Below are 16,708 nucleotides of genomic sequence, written 5' to 3'. Positions count from 1 at the left end.
CCGAGATGTCCGTGGACGCACCGTCGTTGCTGCGCTGGTATGCCGCGCAGGCGCGCGACCTGCCGTGGCGCCGCGCCGGGGTGACGGGCTGGCAGATCCTCATGTCCGAGGTCATGCTGCAGCAGACGCCGGTCGCCCGGGTCGCTCCGATCTGGGAGGAGTGGGTGCGGCGCTGGCCCGTGCCGTCCGCGATGGCCGCCTCGAGCCAGGCCGAGGTGCTGCGGGCGTGGGGCAAGCTCGGCTATCCGCGCCGCGCGCTGCGCCTGCACGAGTGCGCCGGCGTACTCGCCGCCGAGCACGACGACCGGGTTCCCGAGGACGTCGACGTCCTGCTGGCCCTGCCCGGCGTCGGCGCCTACACCGCCCGCGCCGTGGCGTGCTTCGCATACGGGCAGCGTGTGCCGGTGGTGGACACGAACGTGCGTCGTGTCGTCGCCCGCGCCGTCCACGGTCGGGCGGAGCCAGGAAACCCTTCGACCACAAGGGATCTCGCCGACGTCGAGGCTATCCTTCCGCGTCAGCGTGCACGTGCGGCGACCTTCTCCGCGGCGCTGATGGAACTCGGTGCGACCGTGTGCACCGCTCGCACGCCCGACTGCGGACGCTGCCCGCTGCCCGAGTGCGCATGGGTACAGGCCGGGCGGCCCGCCCACGACGGACCACCCCGGAAGGTGCAGAAGTTCGCCGGCACCGACCGGCAGGTGCGCGGCCGGTTGATGGCGGTGCTGCGCGAGAGCAGCGTCCCGGTGGAGCGTCCCGTCCTCGACAGCGTGTGGACCACGGATCCGGGCCAGCGCGACCGCGCCCTGCACTCACTGCTCGTGGACGGTCTCGTCGAGCAGACCGACGACGGCCGTTTCGCGCTCGCCGGCGAGGGATCGACCTCCTAGATCCGGCTTACCGACAGTGCTACTCGAGTCGGCTCGCCGACAGCGCTACTCGAGTCGGCTCGCCGACAGTGCGTGCGCGGTGAGGAAGTGTTCCACTGCGGTGCGGAACTCGTCGGGCCGGTCGTCGTGCACGAGATGCCCGGCGCCGTCGACGAGGACGTGGTCGGTGCCGGGTCGCGTCACCATCCGCCGCATCTGCCCCTCGGGGGTGATGGTGAACTCGCCTTCGAGCAGCAGCGCGGGCACGCGGATCGAGTTCCACTCGTCCCAGAAGTGCCGCGACCCCCACTCTTCCGAGATGTCGCGGAAGGTCTCGACCTCGCCGTGCAGATACCAGCCGTCATCGCGGCGGACGAACGAGTCGAGGAAGTAGCGACCCGCGACGGGCCCGAAGAAGTCGAACACCGCATCCCCGGTGGGAAACGGTTGCGGCCACTGCGCGATCATCGCCGCCCAGTTCGCGGCCGTGCGTCCCCGGAAGTCGGGCGCCATGTCCTCGAGCACCAGCGCGGTGACCCGCTCGGGATGGGTCGCAGCGAAGCACCACGCGTGCAGGGCACCCATCGAATGCCCGATCACGACGAGCGGTTCGGTGATCCCGGTGAGATGGGTTTCGAGATCGGCGACGAACGCCTCGGTGGTGAGTTCGTCGGGAGCGGGACGACCGTGACCGGCGGCGTCGAAGGTGTACACGTGTCCGTGTTCGCGCAGCCACGGCACGTGACGACGCCACGTGCGGGCGCTGCCCATGAGACCGTGCAACAGCAGGATGGGTCGTCCGGTTCCGCCCTCGTCGTGCAACACAATCGACCAAGTTAGCGGAGTAGGCTCTCGCGCATGGCAGTCGTGAAGATCAACGCAATCGAAGTTCCCGAAGGCGCCGGCCCCGAGCTGGAGAAGCGATTCGCCAATCGGGCGCACACCGTCGACAACTCCCCCGGCTTCCTGGGCTTCCAGCTGCTCCGCCCCACCGCGGGCGAGAACCGGTACTTCGTGGTGACTCAGTGGGAGTCCGAGGAGGACTTCGCCGCGTGGCGCGACGGCGACGCACGTGCTGCCCACGCGGGTGAGGCGAAGAAGCCCGTCGCGACCGGCGCATCGCTGCTCGAGTTCGAGGTCGTCCTCGACGTCAAGAAGTCCTGAGATGTCCGCGTCCGGCGGGTCCGGGCGTGAGTTCACCTATGCGGAGGTGGGAGCGAGCCTGCGTGCCTTCCGGGACGAGGCACCGCTCCCCTCCGGTTATCGACATCTGAGGGTCGAGAGCGAACTGGGCCGCGGCGACACCGTGTTCGAGGTCGCCGCTGCCCAGTTGTTCTCGTGGGACATGCACCGCGGCGCGGGCATACGGATCCCGCCCGGCACGCCCCTCGCAGTACCCGGCGTCGAAGTGGATCTCGGCTTCGGTCTCGGACCGGTGCGCGCGTCGGCGCGGTGCCGCGTGATCGAGATCGTCGACACCCCGGACATACGCGGGTTCACCTACGGCACACTCCCCGGTCATCCCGCCAGCGGCGAGGAGACCTTCGTCGTCGAGCGCACCGTGGACGGACGGGTGCGGGGAACGGTGCTCGCGTTCTCCCGCCCCGCCCGCTGGTACACGAAGCTGGCCGGTCCCGTCGGGCACCTGCTCCAGCAGCAGATCGCGCGACGTTATCTCGCGGCACTCACAGCTTGACCGTCACATCGTCGACGGCCCTGCGCAGGAACTGACGGAAGACGTCCACAGGCTGCGCACCCGACACCGCGACGGCGCGGTTGGCCACGAAGAACGGCACCCCCTGCACGCCGATCCGTCGCGCGTCGAAGAGATCGGCGGTCACGGCGTCGGCCGCCGCTTCACCGGCGGGATCGTCGCCGTCGAGCGCCGCGCGCATCGACTCCGGATCGAGCCCGACCTCGGCGGCGACCTTCACGAGGACATCCACATCGTCGATCACCTCGCCGTCGACGAAATGCGCACGGAACAACGCTTCGAGCACCTCGTCGCGCTTGTCGCCCGCCAGATGCACGAGTCGGTGCGCATCGAAGGTGTTGGCGGCGACGACGTTGTCGAAGTCGATCTCGAGTCCAACGTCGGCAGCGGTGTCCGAGACCTGCGCGAACATCTGCCTGACCTGCTCGGCCGGCATCCCCTTCATCGCGACGAGCGCCTCCACCTCGGGGACCCGTCGCCCGACCGGCGTGTCGGGCGAGAGCTGGTACGACCTCCAGGTGACCTCGATCCGGTCGCGGTCGTCGAAGGACTCGAGGGCCTCCGCGAAGCGCCGCTTGCCGATGTAGCACCAGGGGCAGGCGATGTCGGACCAGATCTCGATGTGAGCGGTGGGGAGAAGTACGTCAGGCATGCTCATATTCGATTACAACCCGGCCCTGACGTGCTCTGTTCCCGGCCGATCGGTCCACGAACCCGTCAGCTCTCGAGCGCGGCGTCCAGGGAGATCTCGACGCCGGTGAGTGCCTTGCTCACAGGGCATCCGGCCTTCGCGTCCTCCGCGGCCTTGACGAAGCCGTCGGCGTCGAGGCCGTCGACCTCGCCCCGCACCTTCAACCGGATTCCGGTGAGCCGAAATCCGCCCGCCGGATCGGGCCCCAGCGAGACGTCGGCGGTGACCTCGAGGCTCTGCGGCGTGCCGCCCGCCTCCGCGATCAGCGCGGACAACTGCATCGCGAAGCACGACGAGTGTGCGGCGGCGATGAGCTCCTCGGGGCTGGTGGTGCCGTCCGCGTTCTCCGCCGAGCGTTTCGGGAACGACACGTCGAACGTGCCACGGCCCGAGCTGGTGAGCTCCACCTGACCGGAGCCCTTCTGCAGATCCCCGTTCCATGCGGTCCGTGCGGTACGAGTGGGCATGACCTCTCCTTCTCTGGGTGCGACAGCACTGCATGCGACAGTGCTTCACGAAGACAGTGCTTCACGAACCACACTTGCAGAGTCGTCGTGGTGGCGAGGGCCGTTCGCGCCAGAGCGTTCCTGATGTCCGGATCAGGCCGATCGCGCCCTGAGTTCGCGGTCGCGCTCACGGATCGACTGCACGGCTCCGTCCCGTTCGTAAGGCCGCACCTCGAGCCGCCGCTTCACCTCTGCGATCTCCCGCATACGCTCGGCGTGACCCCGCCGGGCGGCGCGTCCGGCGCCTCCGGGCACCAGGACATTCAGGCGGTCGCGTAGGAGGTTGCGCGCGAACCACACCGGGTACAGCCCCGCCATCGGGCTCAGTCGCGGAACACCCACAACGTCGGCGTATCCGGAACCCAGCGACAGGCGGGCCAGGTCGGCGTGGAAGTGATAGCGCGCCCAGCTCCTGATGCGGTTCTCCGCACCCGGGCCGTCGACCCGTAGATGCAGGGAACGGCCTTCAGCGCGGCCTCGGTGAGAGCGGCGGACGAGTCGTCGGGGTCGACCGCCGACCAGACCGCCAGCCAGATCAGACGCAGAGGGTAGCTGGCAGGGAAAGCGATGGCGGTGGTGAACGCCATGAGGGTGCTCATCGGCATCCGCACGATCGCCCGCGCGGCGAGATCGAGCTTGTCGTAATCGACCCGGAACGGCACGCCGTCGAGGGTGGCGATGAACGCTGCCATCTCGGGCGCGGAATCGTCCACGGTCTCGATGCCGTGTTCGAGTGCCTGTTCGAACTGCGTGCGGATGCGGAGCCGGTCGCGGCGTATCGCGGCGACCAGATCGTCGGCCACGGGATCGCAGGTGTGCGCGAACTTGGCGAACGCCCGGGACTGGGCCCTGGTGGGCCGCACCGAGTCGCCGACGAGCAACGACATCGCCAGACGCGGGCCGCCTTCTCGCAGGATCGGCTTCGGTGCGAGTCGATCGGTTCGGTCGTGCAGGTGGGCAGTCGACGATGCATCGATCGTCACGTTTCCTCCTCGTCCGGATTCGGGGACCGACCATGACGAGGATTCCATAATTAGTACACACTTAATTCCGGAATTGGTCGATTCCAGAAGTCTGGTCGTGTTGTGCCACACTCGACGATGTGTCCGAGCCCGAAGCCACCCGCGCGTATCGCGGCGTCGCCCCGGCCGACCGGCGCGCCGAACGCCGCAAGCGTCTCCAGAACGCGGTGATCGACGTCGTCGCCGACGAGGGCTGGTCGGCGACGACGGTACGGAAGGTCGCGGCCACCGCGGGAGTCGGCCCCCGCTTCTTCTACGAGAGCTTCACCGACATGACCGACCTCGTCACCACCGCCTACGACGAGCTCGGCGCGACCCTGCTCGAACGCGCCGTCGACGCCATCGCGGCGGCCCCCGACGAGCTGCACGCCAAGGCACGCGCCGCGGTGGGAGCGATCGTCGGCGCCGTCGAACGCAACCCCCAGCAGGGTCGCTTCCTCATCTCCGACGCGCCCCCGCTCGCCGAGCGGAAGAGCGCGTTCATCCGGTCCGCCGCCGACGAACTCGCCAAGCAGAGCGACGCGGTGGGCCCCCGCCTCGACTCCCGGCAGGCCGAACTGCGTGCGGTGGTCGTCATGGCCGGCGCCGTCGAGCTCGTCCGCGGCTGGCTCGACGGCACGCTCGACATCCGTCCCGACGAACTCACCGAGATCGTCGCCAGCACCCTGTCGACACTCACCGCGCACATGCCGACCATCGGCAGATAAGCAGGCGGCAAGGTCGGCCGCGACCCGCGGCAGGGCAGATCGGCCGGAAAGAAGATCTCTGCTCAGCCCTGCACCGCGGCAGACAACCCGCTCAGAGCCTGGTCGACGTGGGCGGGCCACTCCCGGGCGTCGATCCGATGCACGCCCGCCTCCCGCGCGAACGCACTCGAGACCACCACATCGGGTTCCGTCTTCGCCAGCAGGCGCAGACTGTCGGCGAGCACACGGGCGTCGCTCATCCCCTCGATGTAGCCGGCCCGCCACGTCCCCGAAGCACCGCGATACAGCGTGTCGCCGGTGAACAGGTAGCGGGTCCCGTCCGCGCCGGGCACCAGATAGCAGGTGCTGCCCACCGTGTGCCCGGGTGTCGGAACGATCTCCACCCCGTTGTCGTCCACATGACGTTCCGTCAGCGGGACGTCGATGCGGGCGTGCCGGCCGCCCACGTCGGCCTCCGCCGCTGCCGCGTGGAGTCTCGGCCCGAAGCGCTCGGCGATCCTGCCGAGCATCGGACCGGCCTCGTCCTGGTGGGACAGGTACTGATCGGTGATCCCCCCGAGGCGGTCCAGTTCGTCGAAATCGGCCTCACCCGCGACCGAGTAGAAGAGCACGTTGTTCGTCCCGGTCCACAGATAGGCGTGCGTCCTCAGCCCCGGGAACGGATTGTCCTCCTGCGTCTCCCACAGATCGGGCAGTACTTGCCGCATCGCGGTACCTCCTGGTCGTCGTCCGGTCACCACCACCGTGCAACCTCGAGCCGACTGGAGGTCAAGTGCGTCGGACGACGAGAGGGGCGACACCCTCTCGGGTGCCGCCCCTCTCGGTACAGCAGGTGCCTGCTCTCACAGGCAGCAACACGTGCCCGCTCCCACAGGCAGCGGACGCTTATCCGGCTTCGGACTCGCCCTCGCTGAACTTGGCCAGCGCGACCGCCGGGGTGTCCGGGACCTCGGCCGGCTTCTCGCTCGGCGTGAACGTGAACTTCGCGTTCTCGCCGGCGCCCTCGCCGTCCCAGCCCTCGACGTCGACGAGGACGATCTGGCCTGCGCCGATCTCGCCGAACAGGATCTTCTCGGAGAGCTGATCCTCGATCTCGCGCTGGATCGTGCGACGCAGCGGACGTGCGCCGAGCACCGGGTCGAAGCCGCGCTTGGCGAGCAGCGACTTCGCCTTCTCGGTGAGCTCGATACCCATGTCCTTGTTCTTCAGCTGCGTCTCCACACGTCCGACCATCAGGTCGACCATCTGGATGATCTGATCCTGCGTGAGCTGGTGGAAGACGATGATGTCGTCGATACGGTTGAGGAACTCGGGCCGGAAGTGCTTCTTCAGCTCGTCGTGGACCTTGTTCTTCATCCGCTCGTAGTTCGACGCCTCGCCCGTTCCGGCCGAGAAGCCGAGCCCCACGGCCTTCGAGATGTCGGCGGTGCCCAGGTTCGACGTGAAGATCAGCACGGTGTTCTTGAAGTCGACCGTGCGTCCCTGGCCATCGGTGAGGCGACCGTCCTCGAGGACCTGCAGGAGGGTGTTGTAGATCTCCTGGTGGGCCTTCTCGATCTCGTCGAACAGAACCACGGAGAACGGCTTGCGGCGCACCTTCTCGGTGAGCTGGCCGCCCTCTTCGTAGCCGACGTAGCCGGGAGGAGCACCGAACAGGCGCGACGCGGTGAAGCGGTCGTGGAACTCGCCCATGTCGATCTGGATGAGCGCGTCGTCCTCGCCGAACAGGAAGTTCGCGAGCGCCTTGGACAGCTCCGTCTTACCCACACCGGACGGGCCGGCGAAGATGAACGAACCGGACGGACGCTTCGGGTCCTTCAGGCCGGCACGCGTACGACGGATCGCCTTGGCGACGGCCTTGACGGCGTCCTCCTGGCCGATGATCCGCTTGTGCAGCTCGTCCTCCATGCGGAGCAGACGCGTGGTCTCCTCCTCGGTGAGCTTGAACACCGGGATACCGGTCCAGTTGGCGAGGACCTCGGCGATCTGCTCCTCGTCGACCTCGGCGATGACGTCGAGATCGCCCGCACGCCACTGCTTCTCGCGCTCGGCACGCTGCGCGACGAGCTGTTTCTCCTTGTCGCGCAGGCTCGCGGCCTTCTCGAAGTCCTGCGCGTCGATCGCCGATTCCTTCTCGCGACGGGCGTCGGCGATCTTGTCGTCGAACTCGCGCAGGTCCGGCGGCGCGGTCATGCGACGGATGCGCATGCGGGCACCGGCCTCGTCGATGAGGTCGATCGCCTTGTCCGGCAGGAAGCGGTCGTTGATGTAGCGGTCGGCGAGAGTGGCCGACGCGACGAGCGCCTTGTCGGTGATCGAGACGCGGTGGTGCGCCTCGTAGCGGTCGCGCAGACCCTTCAGGATCTCGATGGTGTGCTCCACCGTCGGCTCCCCGACCTGCACCGGCTGGAAGCGGCGCTCGAGAGCGGCGTCCTTCTCGATGTACTTGCGGTACTCGTCGAGGGTCGTCGCACCGATGGTCTGCAGCTCACCGCGGGCGAGCTTGGGCTTGAGGATCGACGCAGCGTCGATCGCGCCCTCGGCAGCACCGGCACCGACGAGCGTATGCAGCTCGTCGATGAACAGGATGATGTCGCCGCGGCTGTTGATCTCCTTGAGGACCTTCTTCAGGCGTTCCTCGAAATCGCCGCGGTAACGGCTGCCGGCGACGAGCGAGCCCAGGTCGAGCGTGTAGAGCTGCTTGTCCTTGAGGGTCTCGGGGACTTCACCGTTGACGATGGCCTGCGCGAGGCCCTCGACGACGGCGGTCTTGCCGACACCCGGCTCGCCGATGAGCACCGGGTTGTTCTTCGTACGACGCGACAGCACCTGCATGACGCGCTCGATCTCCTTCGCCCGGCCGATGACCGGGTCGAGCTTGCCTTCGAGAGCTGCCTGCGTGAGGTTGCGGCCGAACTGGTCCAGGACGAGCGACGTGGACGGAGTGCCGGTCTCGCCACGGCTCGTGCCGGATTCTGCGGGCTCCTTGCCCTGGTAACCGGACAGCAGCTGGATGACCTGCTGACGCACCCGGTTGAGGTCGGCGCCGAGCTTGACGAGCACCTGCGCCGCCACGCCCTCACCCTCGCGGATGAGACCGAGCAGGATGTGTTCGGTACCGATGTAGTTGTGTCCGAGCTGGAGCGCTTCGCGAAGGCTCAGCTCGAGGACCTTCTTGGCACGAGGAGTGAAGGGAATGTGCCCCGAGGGCGCCTGCTGACCCTGGCCGATGATCTCTTCGACCTGGCTGCGCACACCTTCGAGGGAGATACCCAACGACTCGAGCGACTTCGCCGCCACACCCTCACCCTCGTGGATGAGGCCGAGGAGGATGTGCTCCGTGCCGATGTAGTTGTGGTTGAGCATCCTGGCCTCTTCTTGAGCCAGGACAACGACGCGCCGCGCGCGATCGGTGAACCTTTCGAACATCGCACTCCCTCACACTCTCCGGCCGCCGGTCCGGTACGCCGATCGTCCCGCACCCTGCTGCCGCTCTTAAGCTCCGGCACTCGAGTCGTTCGTCGGAACCTTTCAGAGGTTCCAAGCTCCCACTCCACACTCTAGTGGCCGTGGTATCGACTCGCTTTCCCTCTACCCTTCGGAAGGCGGCGAGAAAACCCGGTTTCAGAAGTCAACGCTGCACGTGGCGGATACGTTTCCGCAAGCTGTACGCCACAAGCGAACAGAGGCTGTGGGGGATCAACGGGCGAAGAATCGCTCGATCCTGCGTCCGAAGCTCCGCGAGGCGCGTTCGGGATCGGCCAGAGCACTTTCTGCGAGGACACTGTCCTCGTCCGACACCGTACCCGGTTCGAACGGCCGCAGCGAACGCCCCGGACCGCGCAACCGTTCGATGACGGAGATGAGCGAACCACCGTCCTTCGTGGCCTCCGCGATCACCTCGGGGTCGACGTCGAGATGTTCCGCCACCAGGATGTTGCGCAGCTCGACGGCGGCGCGGCCGACCGCGTCCCCGGGTTCGGCGGACTCGATGGCCAGGTCGCATTCGGTGTCGAAGCCCATCGAACGGTTGTTCAGGTTCGACGACCCGATCCGCAGCAACGTCTCGTCCATGACGACGACCTTCGCGTGCACGTAGATCGGCTCCCCGCCGGCGGTGACGGGATAGTAGGCGGCGAAACGGCCGTGCACGTCGGCCTCCCACAGCATGTGCAGCAGGGCCCGCCGGGCACCGTCCATGGCCTTGCGTTCGAGCCAGCCGTCGGCGTTGCGTGGGATCACCACCACGATCTCGGGGCCGTCCGGTTCCTGCAGTCGCTCGGCGAGAGCCTCCGCGATCCTGCGCGAAGCGAGGTACTGGCTCTCGAGGTAGAGAGTGTGCCGCGCCTTCTCGATCACCGACAGGTACAGCGCCTCGATCTCGTGGACGCCGTCCTTCCCGTCGTAGGCGGGCAGCGTGCGCGCGATGCCCACGTCCACACCGCGGAGGGTCGGCTCGAGATCATCGGGCCAGATCGGCTCCGGCTCCGGCACGGGATCGAGCTCCTCCCCCGTGGCCGCCTTCCACCGGGCGCGGGCCTGGTCACCGAGGGCCCGCGCGGCGTCGCCGTCGACGGCGGTCGTCACGTCGTGCCACGGTCCGTAGCGTTTCCCGCTCGGCTCCCGCCGGTATTTGCTCCGGTCCGGATGATCCGGGGTGTCCCAGCGGTCGACGGTCATATCGATACCGCCACAGAAAGCGATGCTGTCGTCGACGACGAGAATTTTCTGATGGTGCGCAGCGCCCACGGGATGCGCCCCGTCGATTTCGAAGTGCAGGCTCGGGTCGGTGAGCCAATCGAGCACGAACACCGGCGTCATTCCGCGTGCGAGGGCACTGAACGCACCGATGTTCCACTTGAGCAGATAAATATCGAGACCGGGTCGACGTTCGGGAAGCCATTCGAGGAATTCACCGAGTTTGTTCGGTCCCTCGAGAGTTGCACCCTCGGGTTCGAACTTGATCCGGGTGTCGAAATCCCACCCGATCAGCATGATGCGTTTTTCCGCCCGGAGCATCGCCGCCTTGGCGTGACGGAAATAGTCGGCGGCGTCGACTATGCAGGTCAACCTCTCCGCTCGCGCAATTCGCCAGCAGGTGGAACCTGGTTCGAGCACGGTCTCGGCCATGAGCGGATGCTACTCCCCGACCGCATCGTGCCGGGTCGTCCGCACGATCGACGTGTGTGACAGGCGCCACTGTGCCACAACCCAACCCGTCCACCGACGACTGTGGGGCGCCGTCCACTGATGGACGACGCCCCACGGACGAGGATTCGTCAGTGCGCTTTGTTGTACGCCTCGACGATCTCCGCAGAGATTCGGCCACGGGCCGACACCGGCAGATCGTTGTTCCGTGCCCATTCACGGATAGCGGCCGTCTGTTCGCGACCGGCACTTCCGGATCCGCTCTTGCGCGCAGCCGGCGCAGTTCCGGCAGCGGTCTTGCTCCGCTTGCGACCGCCGACCTTACGAGCGTGTTCGATCCAGAATTCCAACTGCTCGCGCAGCCGTGCCGCATTGTCCTCGGAAAGGTCGATCTCGTACGTCACTCCGTCGAGACCGAACTCCACCGATTCGTCCGCCGCCGACTCCTGATCCACATCGTCGATCAGGGTGACAGTGACTTTTTTCGCCATGTGGTGTAAATCCTCTCAAATGCGCTCCCCCCCGCGGGACGGGCACTACACTACCCGCCGATTAACGCATCGCAATATGGAGCGGCGAAATCCGATTAACGGGTGTTCGGTCGAACAATCGGGAACAGGATTGTTTCGCGGATTCCCAGACCGGTAAGTGCCATCAACAGACGGTCGATTCCCATTCCGGTACCGGTGGTCGGCGGCATTCCCTGTTCCATCGCGGCGAGGAAGTCCTCGTCGAGAGCCATTGCCTCGTCGTCCCCTTCCGAGGCCAGACGTGCCTGGTCGACGAAACGCTCGCGCTGGATCACCGGATCGACGAGTTCCGAGTAACCCGTGGCGAGTTCGAAACCTCGGACGTACAGATCCCATTTCTCGGTGACCCCGCGCACCGTGCGGTGATCGCGTGTCAACGGCGACGTCTCCACGGGGAAATCACGCACGAAGGTCGGCTCGTGCAGCTGGTCGCCGCACATGTGCTCCCAGAGCTCCTCGACGAGCTTGCCGTGACCCCAGCCCTTGCCCTCGGGAATCTCCAGACCGACACGATCCGCGAGAGCCGTCAATTCCTCCAGTGTGGTGTCGGGGGTCACGTCCGTGCCGATCGCCTCGGACAGCGAGGGATACATTTCGAGAGTTTTCCATTCACCCCCGAAGTCGTATTCCGTACCGTCGGCGAGCGTCACCACATGGGTGCCGAAGACCCCGAACGCGACCTCCTGGATGATCTCGCGGATCATCCGCGCCGAATCATCGTAGGTTCCGTACGCCTCGTACGTTTCGAGCATCGAGAATTCCGGCGAGTGCGTCGAGTCGGCACCCTCGTTACGGAAATTGCGGTTGATCTCGAAGACCTTCTCGATACCGCCGACGACGCAGCGCTTGAGGAACAGTTCCGGCGCGATACGCAGGTACAGATCGATGTCGAGTGCGTTCGAGTGCGTCACGAACGGGCGGGCCGCCGCACCGCCGTGCAGGGTCTGCAGCATGGGCGTCTCGACCTCGAGGAAGCCGCGACGCTCGAGCGCGTTGCGCAGCTCGCGCACCACCGCGACACGCATGCGTGCATTGCGACGTGCTTCGGGACGCACGATGAGGTCGACGTAGCGCTGACGCACCCGCGCCTCTTCGTTCATCTCCTTGTGCGCGACCGGCAGCGGACGCAGCGCCTTCGACGCCATGGTCCACGAGTCGGCCATGACGCTGAGCTCACCGCGACGGGAGCTGATGACCTCGCCGTGCACGAACACGATGTCGCCGAGGTCGACCTCGGACTTCCAGGCGGCGAGCGCCTCCTCGCCGACGCCGGCGAGGCTGAGCATGACCTGCAGCTGGGTGCCGTCGCCCTCCTGCAACGTCGCGAAGCACAGCTTGCCGGTGTTGCGCGAGAACATCACGCGGCCGGCAACGCCCACGACGGTGCCGGTGGCGGTGTCGGGCTCGAGGTCGGGATACTCGGCGCGGATCTCCGCGAGCGTATGGGTGCGCGGGATCTCGACGGGATAGGCCTCCGAACCCTGTGCCAGGAGCCGTTCGCGCTTCTCGCGGCGAACCCGCATCTGCTCGGGGGTGTCGTCGGGCTGCTGAACGGTGGCATCACTCACGGGTAACCAGACTATCGGACACCCGAGGTCACTATTCCTGCAGATGCGCGCTTTCAGTGAGCGGTGACCCGCGCCACGTCCTGCGCGACGTGCTGGGCCTCGGCGACTGCGCCGATCAGGCGGGCCGCGCGGATGGCGTCGTAGCCTCCGACGAGGTGGGTGACCCGGCGCAGACCCTGCGCGTGCAGTTCGGTGACCACACCGTGCGAGCTCGCGCCGTCGGACGAGACGAGGATCCATTCGACGTCGCGGTCGACGGCGAGGACGAGACGGCCCGGGCCGCTCGGATCGAGTCGCTCGGCGACGAGATCGGCGGAGATGGCCAGTGCACCGGGAAGTGTTCCCTGAGCGGCACGTTCGGCGTTCGAGCGGATGTCGACGACGACGGCGCCGCGGGCGACCGCTGCGGACAGTTCGGTGGGGTACGTGCGCTCGACGGCGAGCCGGTGGAAGGCGACCGGAGCAATAGTGGCAACCGGAGCAGCGGTGGAAACAGAAGTGGTGGAGAGAAGCGCAGCGCGCATGAGAAAACTCCCAGGAATGTGTTATCGGTCGAGGCGGCGGTCAGCCTCGACAACACTCCTGGGTGCTCATGCAACGGATCACGAGGAACATCTTTACACAGAATGACGCTCAGCGGAACCCGCAGTTCCGCGTGCCGCTCGTCTCACCTGGTTCCGCTCGTACACCAGACGCAGTCCCTCGAGGGTCAGATCCGGCTCGTGGTGCTCGAGAGTGCGCGACTCCGGCATGATCAGCGGCGCACTGTCGCCGGTGCCGATGACGGCCACGTCGTCACCGTCGAAACCGGGCACCTCGGCGCAGATCCGCCGCACGATGCCGTCGACCATCCCGGCGAACCCGAAGACGGCTCCCGACTGCATGCACTCGACGGTGTTCTTTCCCAGAACACCTCGGGGACGGAGCAATTCGACCTTCCTCAGCGCCGCCGACCGCGACGCCAGCGCATCCATCGAGATCTCCACCCCCGGAGCGATGGCCCCGCCGAGGAACTCCCCCTTGCCCGACACGACGTCGACGCACGTGGAGGTCCCGAAATCCACGACGATGCACGGGGATCCGTAGAAGTGGTAGGCCGCCAGACTGTTGACGATGCGGTCGGCGCCGACCTCCTTCGGGTTGTCCACGAGCAGCGGCACTCCCGTGCGCACCCCCGGCTCCACCACCACGTGCGGCACCGACGACCAGTAGCGGTCGAGCATGACGCGCAGCTCACGTAGCACCGACGGCACGGTCGACAACGCCGCCACCCCGGTGACCTGCTCGGCGGATTCGCCGAGCAGACCGCGGAACAGCAGGGCGATCTCGTCGGCGGTCATCCTGGGGTCGGTACGGACGCGCCAGTCGCGCAGCAGCCGCGCGTGCGAGCCGCTGCCCGCGAACACCCCCAGGACGATATTGGTGTTGCGGACGTCGACGGTGAGGAGCACCTCTAGACCAGGGACGGGGAGTCGAGAGTCGACAGCATCCGCGGCGTGATCAGGCCCGAGCCCTCGGGAGCGTGAGCGGGATCGTTGCCGAGCTCGACCTGGCGGTTGTCGGCGTCGACGAACACCACGCGCGGGTCGTAGTCCTTGCACTCCTGCTCGTTCATCACGCCGTAGGCGATGAGGATGACGAGATCGCCGGGGCTGACGAGACGTGCTGCGGCACCGTTGATCCCGATGACGCCCGATCCACGCTCACCGGCGATGACGTACGTCTCGAGCCGGGCGCCGTTGTCGATGTCGACGATGCAGACCTGCTCGCCCTCGAGCAGATCCGCGGCGTCCATCAGATCCTGGTCGACGGTCACCGAACCGACATAATGCAGATCCGCGTGGGTGACGGTGGCGCGGTGGATCTTCGACTTCATCATGGTGCGGAACATGCTCGTCCTCGGTTTCTTTCTCGTTTCCGAATTCGATCGGTGGGTCAGCGGTTCGTCAGGTTGTCTTCGGCGTCGGGATCCACCGGACCGGTGGCTCGTTCGAGGAAGCCGGTGCCGACGGCGACCCCGACGTTGTCGATGAGGCGTGTGGAGCCGAGTCGTGCGGCGACGAGCAGTCGGCCGTCGCCGCGTTCGGGTGCCGGCCCCAGATCGGCGCCGCGCACCTCGAGATAGTCCACCTCGATCTGCGGACTCTGCGCGAGCACGTCGCGTGCCGTGGACAAGATCGCCTCGGCTCCGCCCGCTGCGGCGTGTGCGCCGGCGACGAGCGCCGCAGACAGCGTGGTCGCGATCTCGCGCTGCTCGGGGTCGAGATAGCGGTTGCGGGAGGACAGCGCGAGCCCGTCCTGTTCGCGCACGGTGGGAACGCCGAGGATGCGGATGTCGAGATTCAGGTCGGCGACCATCTGACGGATCAGGGTGAGCTGCTGGTAGTCCTTCTCACCGAAGAACGCCGTGTTGGGACCGACGATGTTGAACAGCTTCGCGACGACCGTCAGCATGCCCGCGAAATGACCGGGACGCGCAGCACCTTCGAGCTCCGACCCGAGTGGACCCGGGTGGATCGTGGTGCGCGGGCCCTGCGGGTACATCGCCGAGACCGTCGGCACGAAGGCGAGTTCGACGCCCGCTTCGCGGAGCAGTTCGAAGTCGGCGTCGAGAGTACGCGGGTAGGCGTCGAGATCTTCGTTCTTCCCGAACTGCAGCGGGTTGACGAAGATCGACACGACCACGACGGCCCCGGTGAGCTTGGCCTGGCGCACGAGTTCGAGGTGACCGGTGTGCAGCGCACCCATCGTCGGTACGAGTGCGACGGTGCGGCCGACGCCGCGCAGAGCCCGGGTGACCTTGGTCAGGCCTGCGGGATCGTGGTGAACGGTCAGTTCACCTCGCACGTATCCGCGCTGTCCTGCTTCACTCACCGTATTCAGCTCCTTCGAGAATTGCCATCAGTTCCGGCTTCGACCCGGTCCGTTGCGCCGATCGCAGCGACAGCGCGCGGTACCCGGCGGCGATCAGCGGGTCGACGGCCTCGAGCGCACGCAGGTGCGCGGCCACGGCGTCGGCATCGCCGCGCGCGACCGGCCCGGTGAGGGCCGAGGGCCCGCGCCGCAGCACGTTGTCGAGCGCTGCGGAGAGCAACGGCTGCAACACCCGTTCGGCGACTCCACCGGGGGCGTCGTCGACGAGTTGCTGGCCGAGCAGTTCCTCCCCCTGCAGGGCGCTGCGCAGGGCCTCGACGGCGTCGGCGACCAGCGTGACCAGGTGGTTGCTGCCGTGCGCGAGCGCAGCGTGGTAGGTCATGCGCATGGACTCGGGGACGCGGACCGGCTCGCCGCCGATCTCGAGGACGAGGGACTGCGCGATGGCGTAGCCGATCTCGTCGGCGGCCGTGATGCCGAAGCACGCGGAGGAGAGCCGGTCGATGTCCTCGTCGTGGCCGGTGAAGGTCATCGCGGGATGGATCGCGAGCGGCACGGCGCCCTGCTCGGTCAGCGGCTCGAGGATCGCGGGGCCGTGAGCACCGGAGACGTGGACGACGATCGTGCCGGCGGCGACCGAACCGGTGGCTGCGAGGCCCTTGACCAGGGACGACAGTTCGGTGTCGGGAACGGCGAGAAGAAGGAGATTGCAGCGGCCGGCAACCTCGTCGACCGGCAGGATCTGCGAATCCGGCAGGCGCGTGGCGGCACGGTGCCGCGAGACGTCGGAGACGGCCGAGCAGGCCACGACGACATGACCAACGCGTTCGAAAGCTGCGCCGAGTGCAGTGCCGACCCGTCCGGCGGACACGATTCCTACCGACAGGCGCGCAGGCGCGGGTGCGTTGGTGATCCCGAAGGAATTCACGGGAGTCCTCTCGTTCGTTCCAGTCCCGCTCAGCGGGTACCGGACGTTCCGCTCGACAATAGCGCGCGTTTTCCGGGGCTCGCCACGGTCGGGCCGAGTGATCTGCGCCTCATCGTCCGAGGTGGGGCGGGGGCGACCTGCCGCGCGATCG

At 67.3% G+C, this 16,708-nt stretch carries 19 protein-coding genes; 4 read left to right on the top strand and 15 right to left on the bottom strand.

What is annotated here, in order from left to right:
* Positions 1-5 precede the first annotated feature (5 nt).
* Positions 6-890, top strand: a complete 885-nt coding sequence (locus tag IM25_RS08660; protein WP_033096928.1) for an A/G-specific adenine glycosylase — start codon at positions 6-8, stop codon at positions 888-890.
* A gap of 45 nt (positions 891-935) precedes the next feature.
* Here IM25_RS08660 and IM25_RS08655 read toward each other — a convergent pair whose 3' ends face one another.
* Positions 936-1,694 (bottom strand): alpha/beta fold hydrolase, encoded by a 759-nt coding sequence (locus IM25_RS08655; protein WP_006550494.1) that lies wholly within the window; start codon positions 1,692-1,694, stop codon positions 936-938.
* Positions 1,695-1,727: 33 nt separating this feature from the next.
* Between IM25_RS08655 and IM25_RS08650 the strand changes: the two genes are divergently transcribed.
* Both IM25_RS08650 and IM25_RS08645 read left to right on the top strand, forming a co-directional pair.
* Positions 1,728-2,033, top strand: a complete 306-nt coding sequence (locus IM25_RS08650; protein WP_006550495.1) for an antibiotic biosynthesis monooxygenase family protein — start codon at positions 1,728-1,730, stop codon at positions 2,031-2,033.
* Position 2,034: 1 nt separating this feature from the next.
* On the top strand, positions 2,035-2,565 hold the full coding sequence (locus tag IM25_RS08645) for a DUF1990 family protein (protein ID WP_006550496.1): 531 nt from the start codon (positions 2,035-2,037) through the stop codon (positions 2,563-2,565).
* Here IM25_RS08645 and IM25_RS08640 read toward each other — a convergent pair.
* The 4 genes from IM25_RS08640 to IM25_RS08630 all read right to left on the bottom strand — a co-directional run bounded on the left by IM25_RS08640 (position 2,555) and on the right by IM25_RS08630 (position 4,763).
* A complete protein-coding gene (locus IM25_RS08640; RefSeq protein ID WP_052039995.1) occupies positions 2,555-3,241 on the bottom strand; it encodes a DsbA family oxidoreductase in 687 nt (228 codons plus the stop codon). The genes IM25_RS08645 and IM25_RS08640 overlap by 11 nt on opposite strands.
* Positions 3,242-3,300: 59 nt before the next feature.
* Positions 3,301-3,741, bottom strand: coding sequence for an OsmC family protein (locus tag IM25_RS08635; RefSeq protein WP_006550498.1), 441 nt, complete (start codon positions 3,739-3,741; stop codon positions 3,301-3,303).
* A 132-nt stretch (positions 3,742-3,873) separates the two neighbouring features.
* The gene (locus IM25_RS26755; RefSeq protein WP_232333430.1) at positions 3,874-4,122 is read right to left on the bottom strand and encodes a hypothetical protein; all 249 of its coding nucleotides are present in this window, start codon (positions 4,120-4,122) and stop codon (positions 3,874-3,876) included.
* On the bottom strand, positions 4,104-4,763 hold the full coding sequence (locus IM25_RS08630) for a hypothetical protein (RefSeq protein ID WP_232333429.1): 660 nt from the start codon (positions 4,761-4,763) through the stop codon (positions 4,104-4,106). The genes IM25_RS26755 and IM25_RS08630 overlap by 19 nt, the downstream gene beginning before the upstream one ends.
* Positions 4,764-4,882: 119 nt before the next feature.
* Here IM25_RS08630 and IM25_RS08625 point away from each other — a divergent pair, with 119 nt between their 5' ends.
* Entirely contained in the window at positions 4,883-5,509 is a 627-nt protein-coding gene (locus IM25_RS08625) for a TetR/AcrR family transcriptional regulator (RefSeq protein ID WP_065995962.1), read from the top strand.
* 62 nt (positions 5,510-5,571) lie between these two features.
* On the opposite strand, the gene IM25_RS08620 is transcribed toward IM25_RS08625, so the two are convergent.
* The 10 genes from IM25_RS08620 to IM25_RS08575 form a co-directional block, all read right to left on the bottom strand.
* Positions 5,572-6,216 carry an MBL fold metallo-hydrolase gene (locus tag IM25_RS08620; RefSeq protein ID WP_065995961.1) on the bottom strand — a complete coding sequence of 215 codons (645 nt, stop codon included), beginning with the start codon at positions 6,214-6,216 and terminating at the stop codon, positions 5,572-5,574.
* Positions 6,217-6,394: 178 nt separating this feature from the next.
* Positions 6,395-8,938, bottom strand: a complete 2,544-nt coding sequence (locus IM25_RS08615; protein WP_033096930.1) for an ATP-dependent Clp protease ATP-binding subunit — start codon at positions 8,936-8,938, stop codon at positions 6,395-6,397.
* Between the two features lie 270 nt (positions 8,939-9,208).
* Positions 9,209-10,639, bottom strand: coding sequence for a phospholipase D-like domain-containing protein (locus IM25_RS08610; protein ID WP_033096931.1), 1,431 nt, complete (start codon positions 10,637-10,639; stop codon positions 9,209-9,211).
* A 149-nt stretch (positions 10,640-10,788) separates the two neighbouring features.
* The gene (locus tag IM25_RS08605; protein ID WP_006550504.1) at positions 10,789-11,148 is read right to left on the bottom strand and encodes a histone-like nucleoid-structuring protein Lsr2; all 360 of its coding nucleotides are present in this window, start codon (positions 11,146-11,148) and stop codon (positions 10,789-10,791) included.
* A gap of 95 nt (positions 11,149-11,243) precedes the next feature.
* On the bottom strand, positions 11,244-12,710 hold the full coding sequence (gene lysS / locus IM25_RS08600; RefSeq protein WP_232333457.1) for a lysine--tRNA ligase: 1,467 nt from the start codon (positions 12,708-12,710) through the stop codon (positions 11,244-11,246).
* 98 nt (positions 12,711-12,808) lie between these two features.
* Positions 12,809-13,279 carry a rhodanese-like domain-containing protein gene (locus tag IM25_RS08595; RefSeq protein ID WP_033096932.1) on the bottom strand — a complete coding sequence of 157 codons (471 nt, stop codon included), beginning with the start codon at positions 13,277-13,279 and terminating at the stop codon, positions 12,809-12,811.
* A gap of 93 nt (positions 13,280-13,372) precedes the next feature.
* The gene (locus IM25_RS08590; protein ID WP_065995960.1) at positions 13,373-14,206 is read right to left on the bottom strand and encodes a type III pantothenate kinase; all 834 of its coding nucleotides are present in this window, start codon (positions 14,204-14,206) and stop codon (positions 13,373-13,375) included.
* A 2-nt stretch (positions 14,207-14,208) separates the two neighbouring features.
* The gene (gene panD, locus IM25_RS08585; protein WP_006550510.1) at positions 14,209-14,646 is read right to left on the bottom strand and encodes an aspartate 1-decarboxylase; all 438 of its coding nucleotides are present in this window, start codon (positions 14,644-14,646) and stop codon (positions 14,209-14,211) included.
* A 44-nt stretch (positions 14,647-14,690) separates the two neighbouring features.
* Positions 14,691-15,629, bottom strand: coding sequence for a pantoate--beta-alanine ligase (gene panC, locus IM25_RS08580; RefSeq protein ID WP_006550511.1), 939 nt, complete (start codon positions 15,627-15,629; stop codon positions 14,691-14,693).
* Positions 15,622-16,557, bottom strand: a complete 936-nt coding sequence (locus tag IM25_RS08575) for a Rossmann-like and DUF2520 domain-containing protein (protein ID WP_065995959.1) — start codon at positions 16,555-16,557, stop codon at positions 15,622-15,624. Before IM25_RS08575 ends, panC begins: the two co-directional genes overlap by 8 nt.
* Positions 16,558-16,708 lie beyond the last annotated feature (151 nt).

This window comes from Rhodococcus sp. p52 (genome assembly GCF_000763325.2).
Classification (GTDB): Bacteria; Actinomycetota; Actinomycetes; order Mycobacteriales; family Mycobacteriaceae; genus Rhodococcus; species Rhodococcus pyridinivorans.
The sequence above is the reverse complement of the archived record's forward strand: the minus strand, read 5'-3'. Positions and strand labels throughout refer to the sequence as shown.

Coding starts and splice junctions, on each gene's coding strand:
- IM25_RS08660 (WP_033096928.1), top strand. CDS start 6: ATGTCCGTGGACGCACCGTCGTTGCTGCGCTGGTATGCCGCGCAGGCG.
- IM25_RS08650 (WP_006550495.1), top strand. CDS start 1,728: ATGGCAGTCGTGAAGATCAACGCAATCGAAGTTCCCGAAGGCGCCGGC.
- IM25_RS08645 (WP_006550496.1), top strand. CDS start 2,035: ATGTCCGCGTCCGGCGGGTCCGGGCGTGAGTTCACCTATGCGGAGGTG.
- IM25_RS08640 (WP_052039995.1), bottom strand. CDS start 3,241: ATGAGCATGCCTGACGTACTTCTCCCCACCGCTCACATCGAGATCTGG.
- IM25_RS08635 (WP_006550498.1), bottom strand. CDS start 3,741: ATGCCCACTCGTACCGCACGGACCGCATGGAACGGGGATCTGCAGAAG.
- IM25_RS08620 (WP_065995961.1), bottom strand. CDS start 6,216: ATGCGGCAAGTACTGCCCGATCTGTGGGAGACGCAGGAGGACAATCCG.
- IM25_RS08615 (WP_033096930.1), bottom strand. CDS start 8,938: ATGTTCGAAAGGTTCACCGATCGCGCGCGGCGCGTCGTTGTCCTGGCT.
- IM25_RS08610 (WP_033096931.1), bottom strand. CDS start 10,639: ATGGCCGAGACCGTGCTCGAACCAGGTTCCACCTGCTGGCGAATTGCG.
- IM25_RS08605 (WP_006550504.1), bottom strand. CDS start 11,148: ATGGCGAAAAAAGTCACTGTCACCCTGATCGACGATGTGGATCAGGAG.
- lysS (WP_232333457.1), bottom strand. CDS start 12,710: ATGCGGGTTCGCCGCGAGAAGCGCGAACGGCTCCTGGCACAGGGTTCG.
- IM25_RS08595 (WP_033096932.1), bottom strand. CDS start 13,279: ATGCGCGCTGCGCTTCTCTCCACCACTTCTGTTTCCACCGCTGCTCCG.
- panD (WP_006550510.1), bottom strand. CDS start 14,646: ATGTTCCGCACCATGATGAAGTCGAAGATCCACCGCGCCACCGTCACC.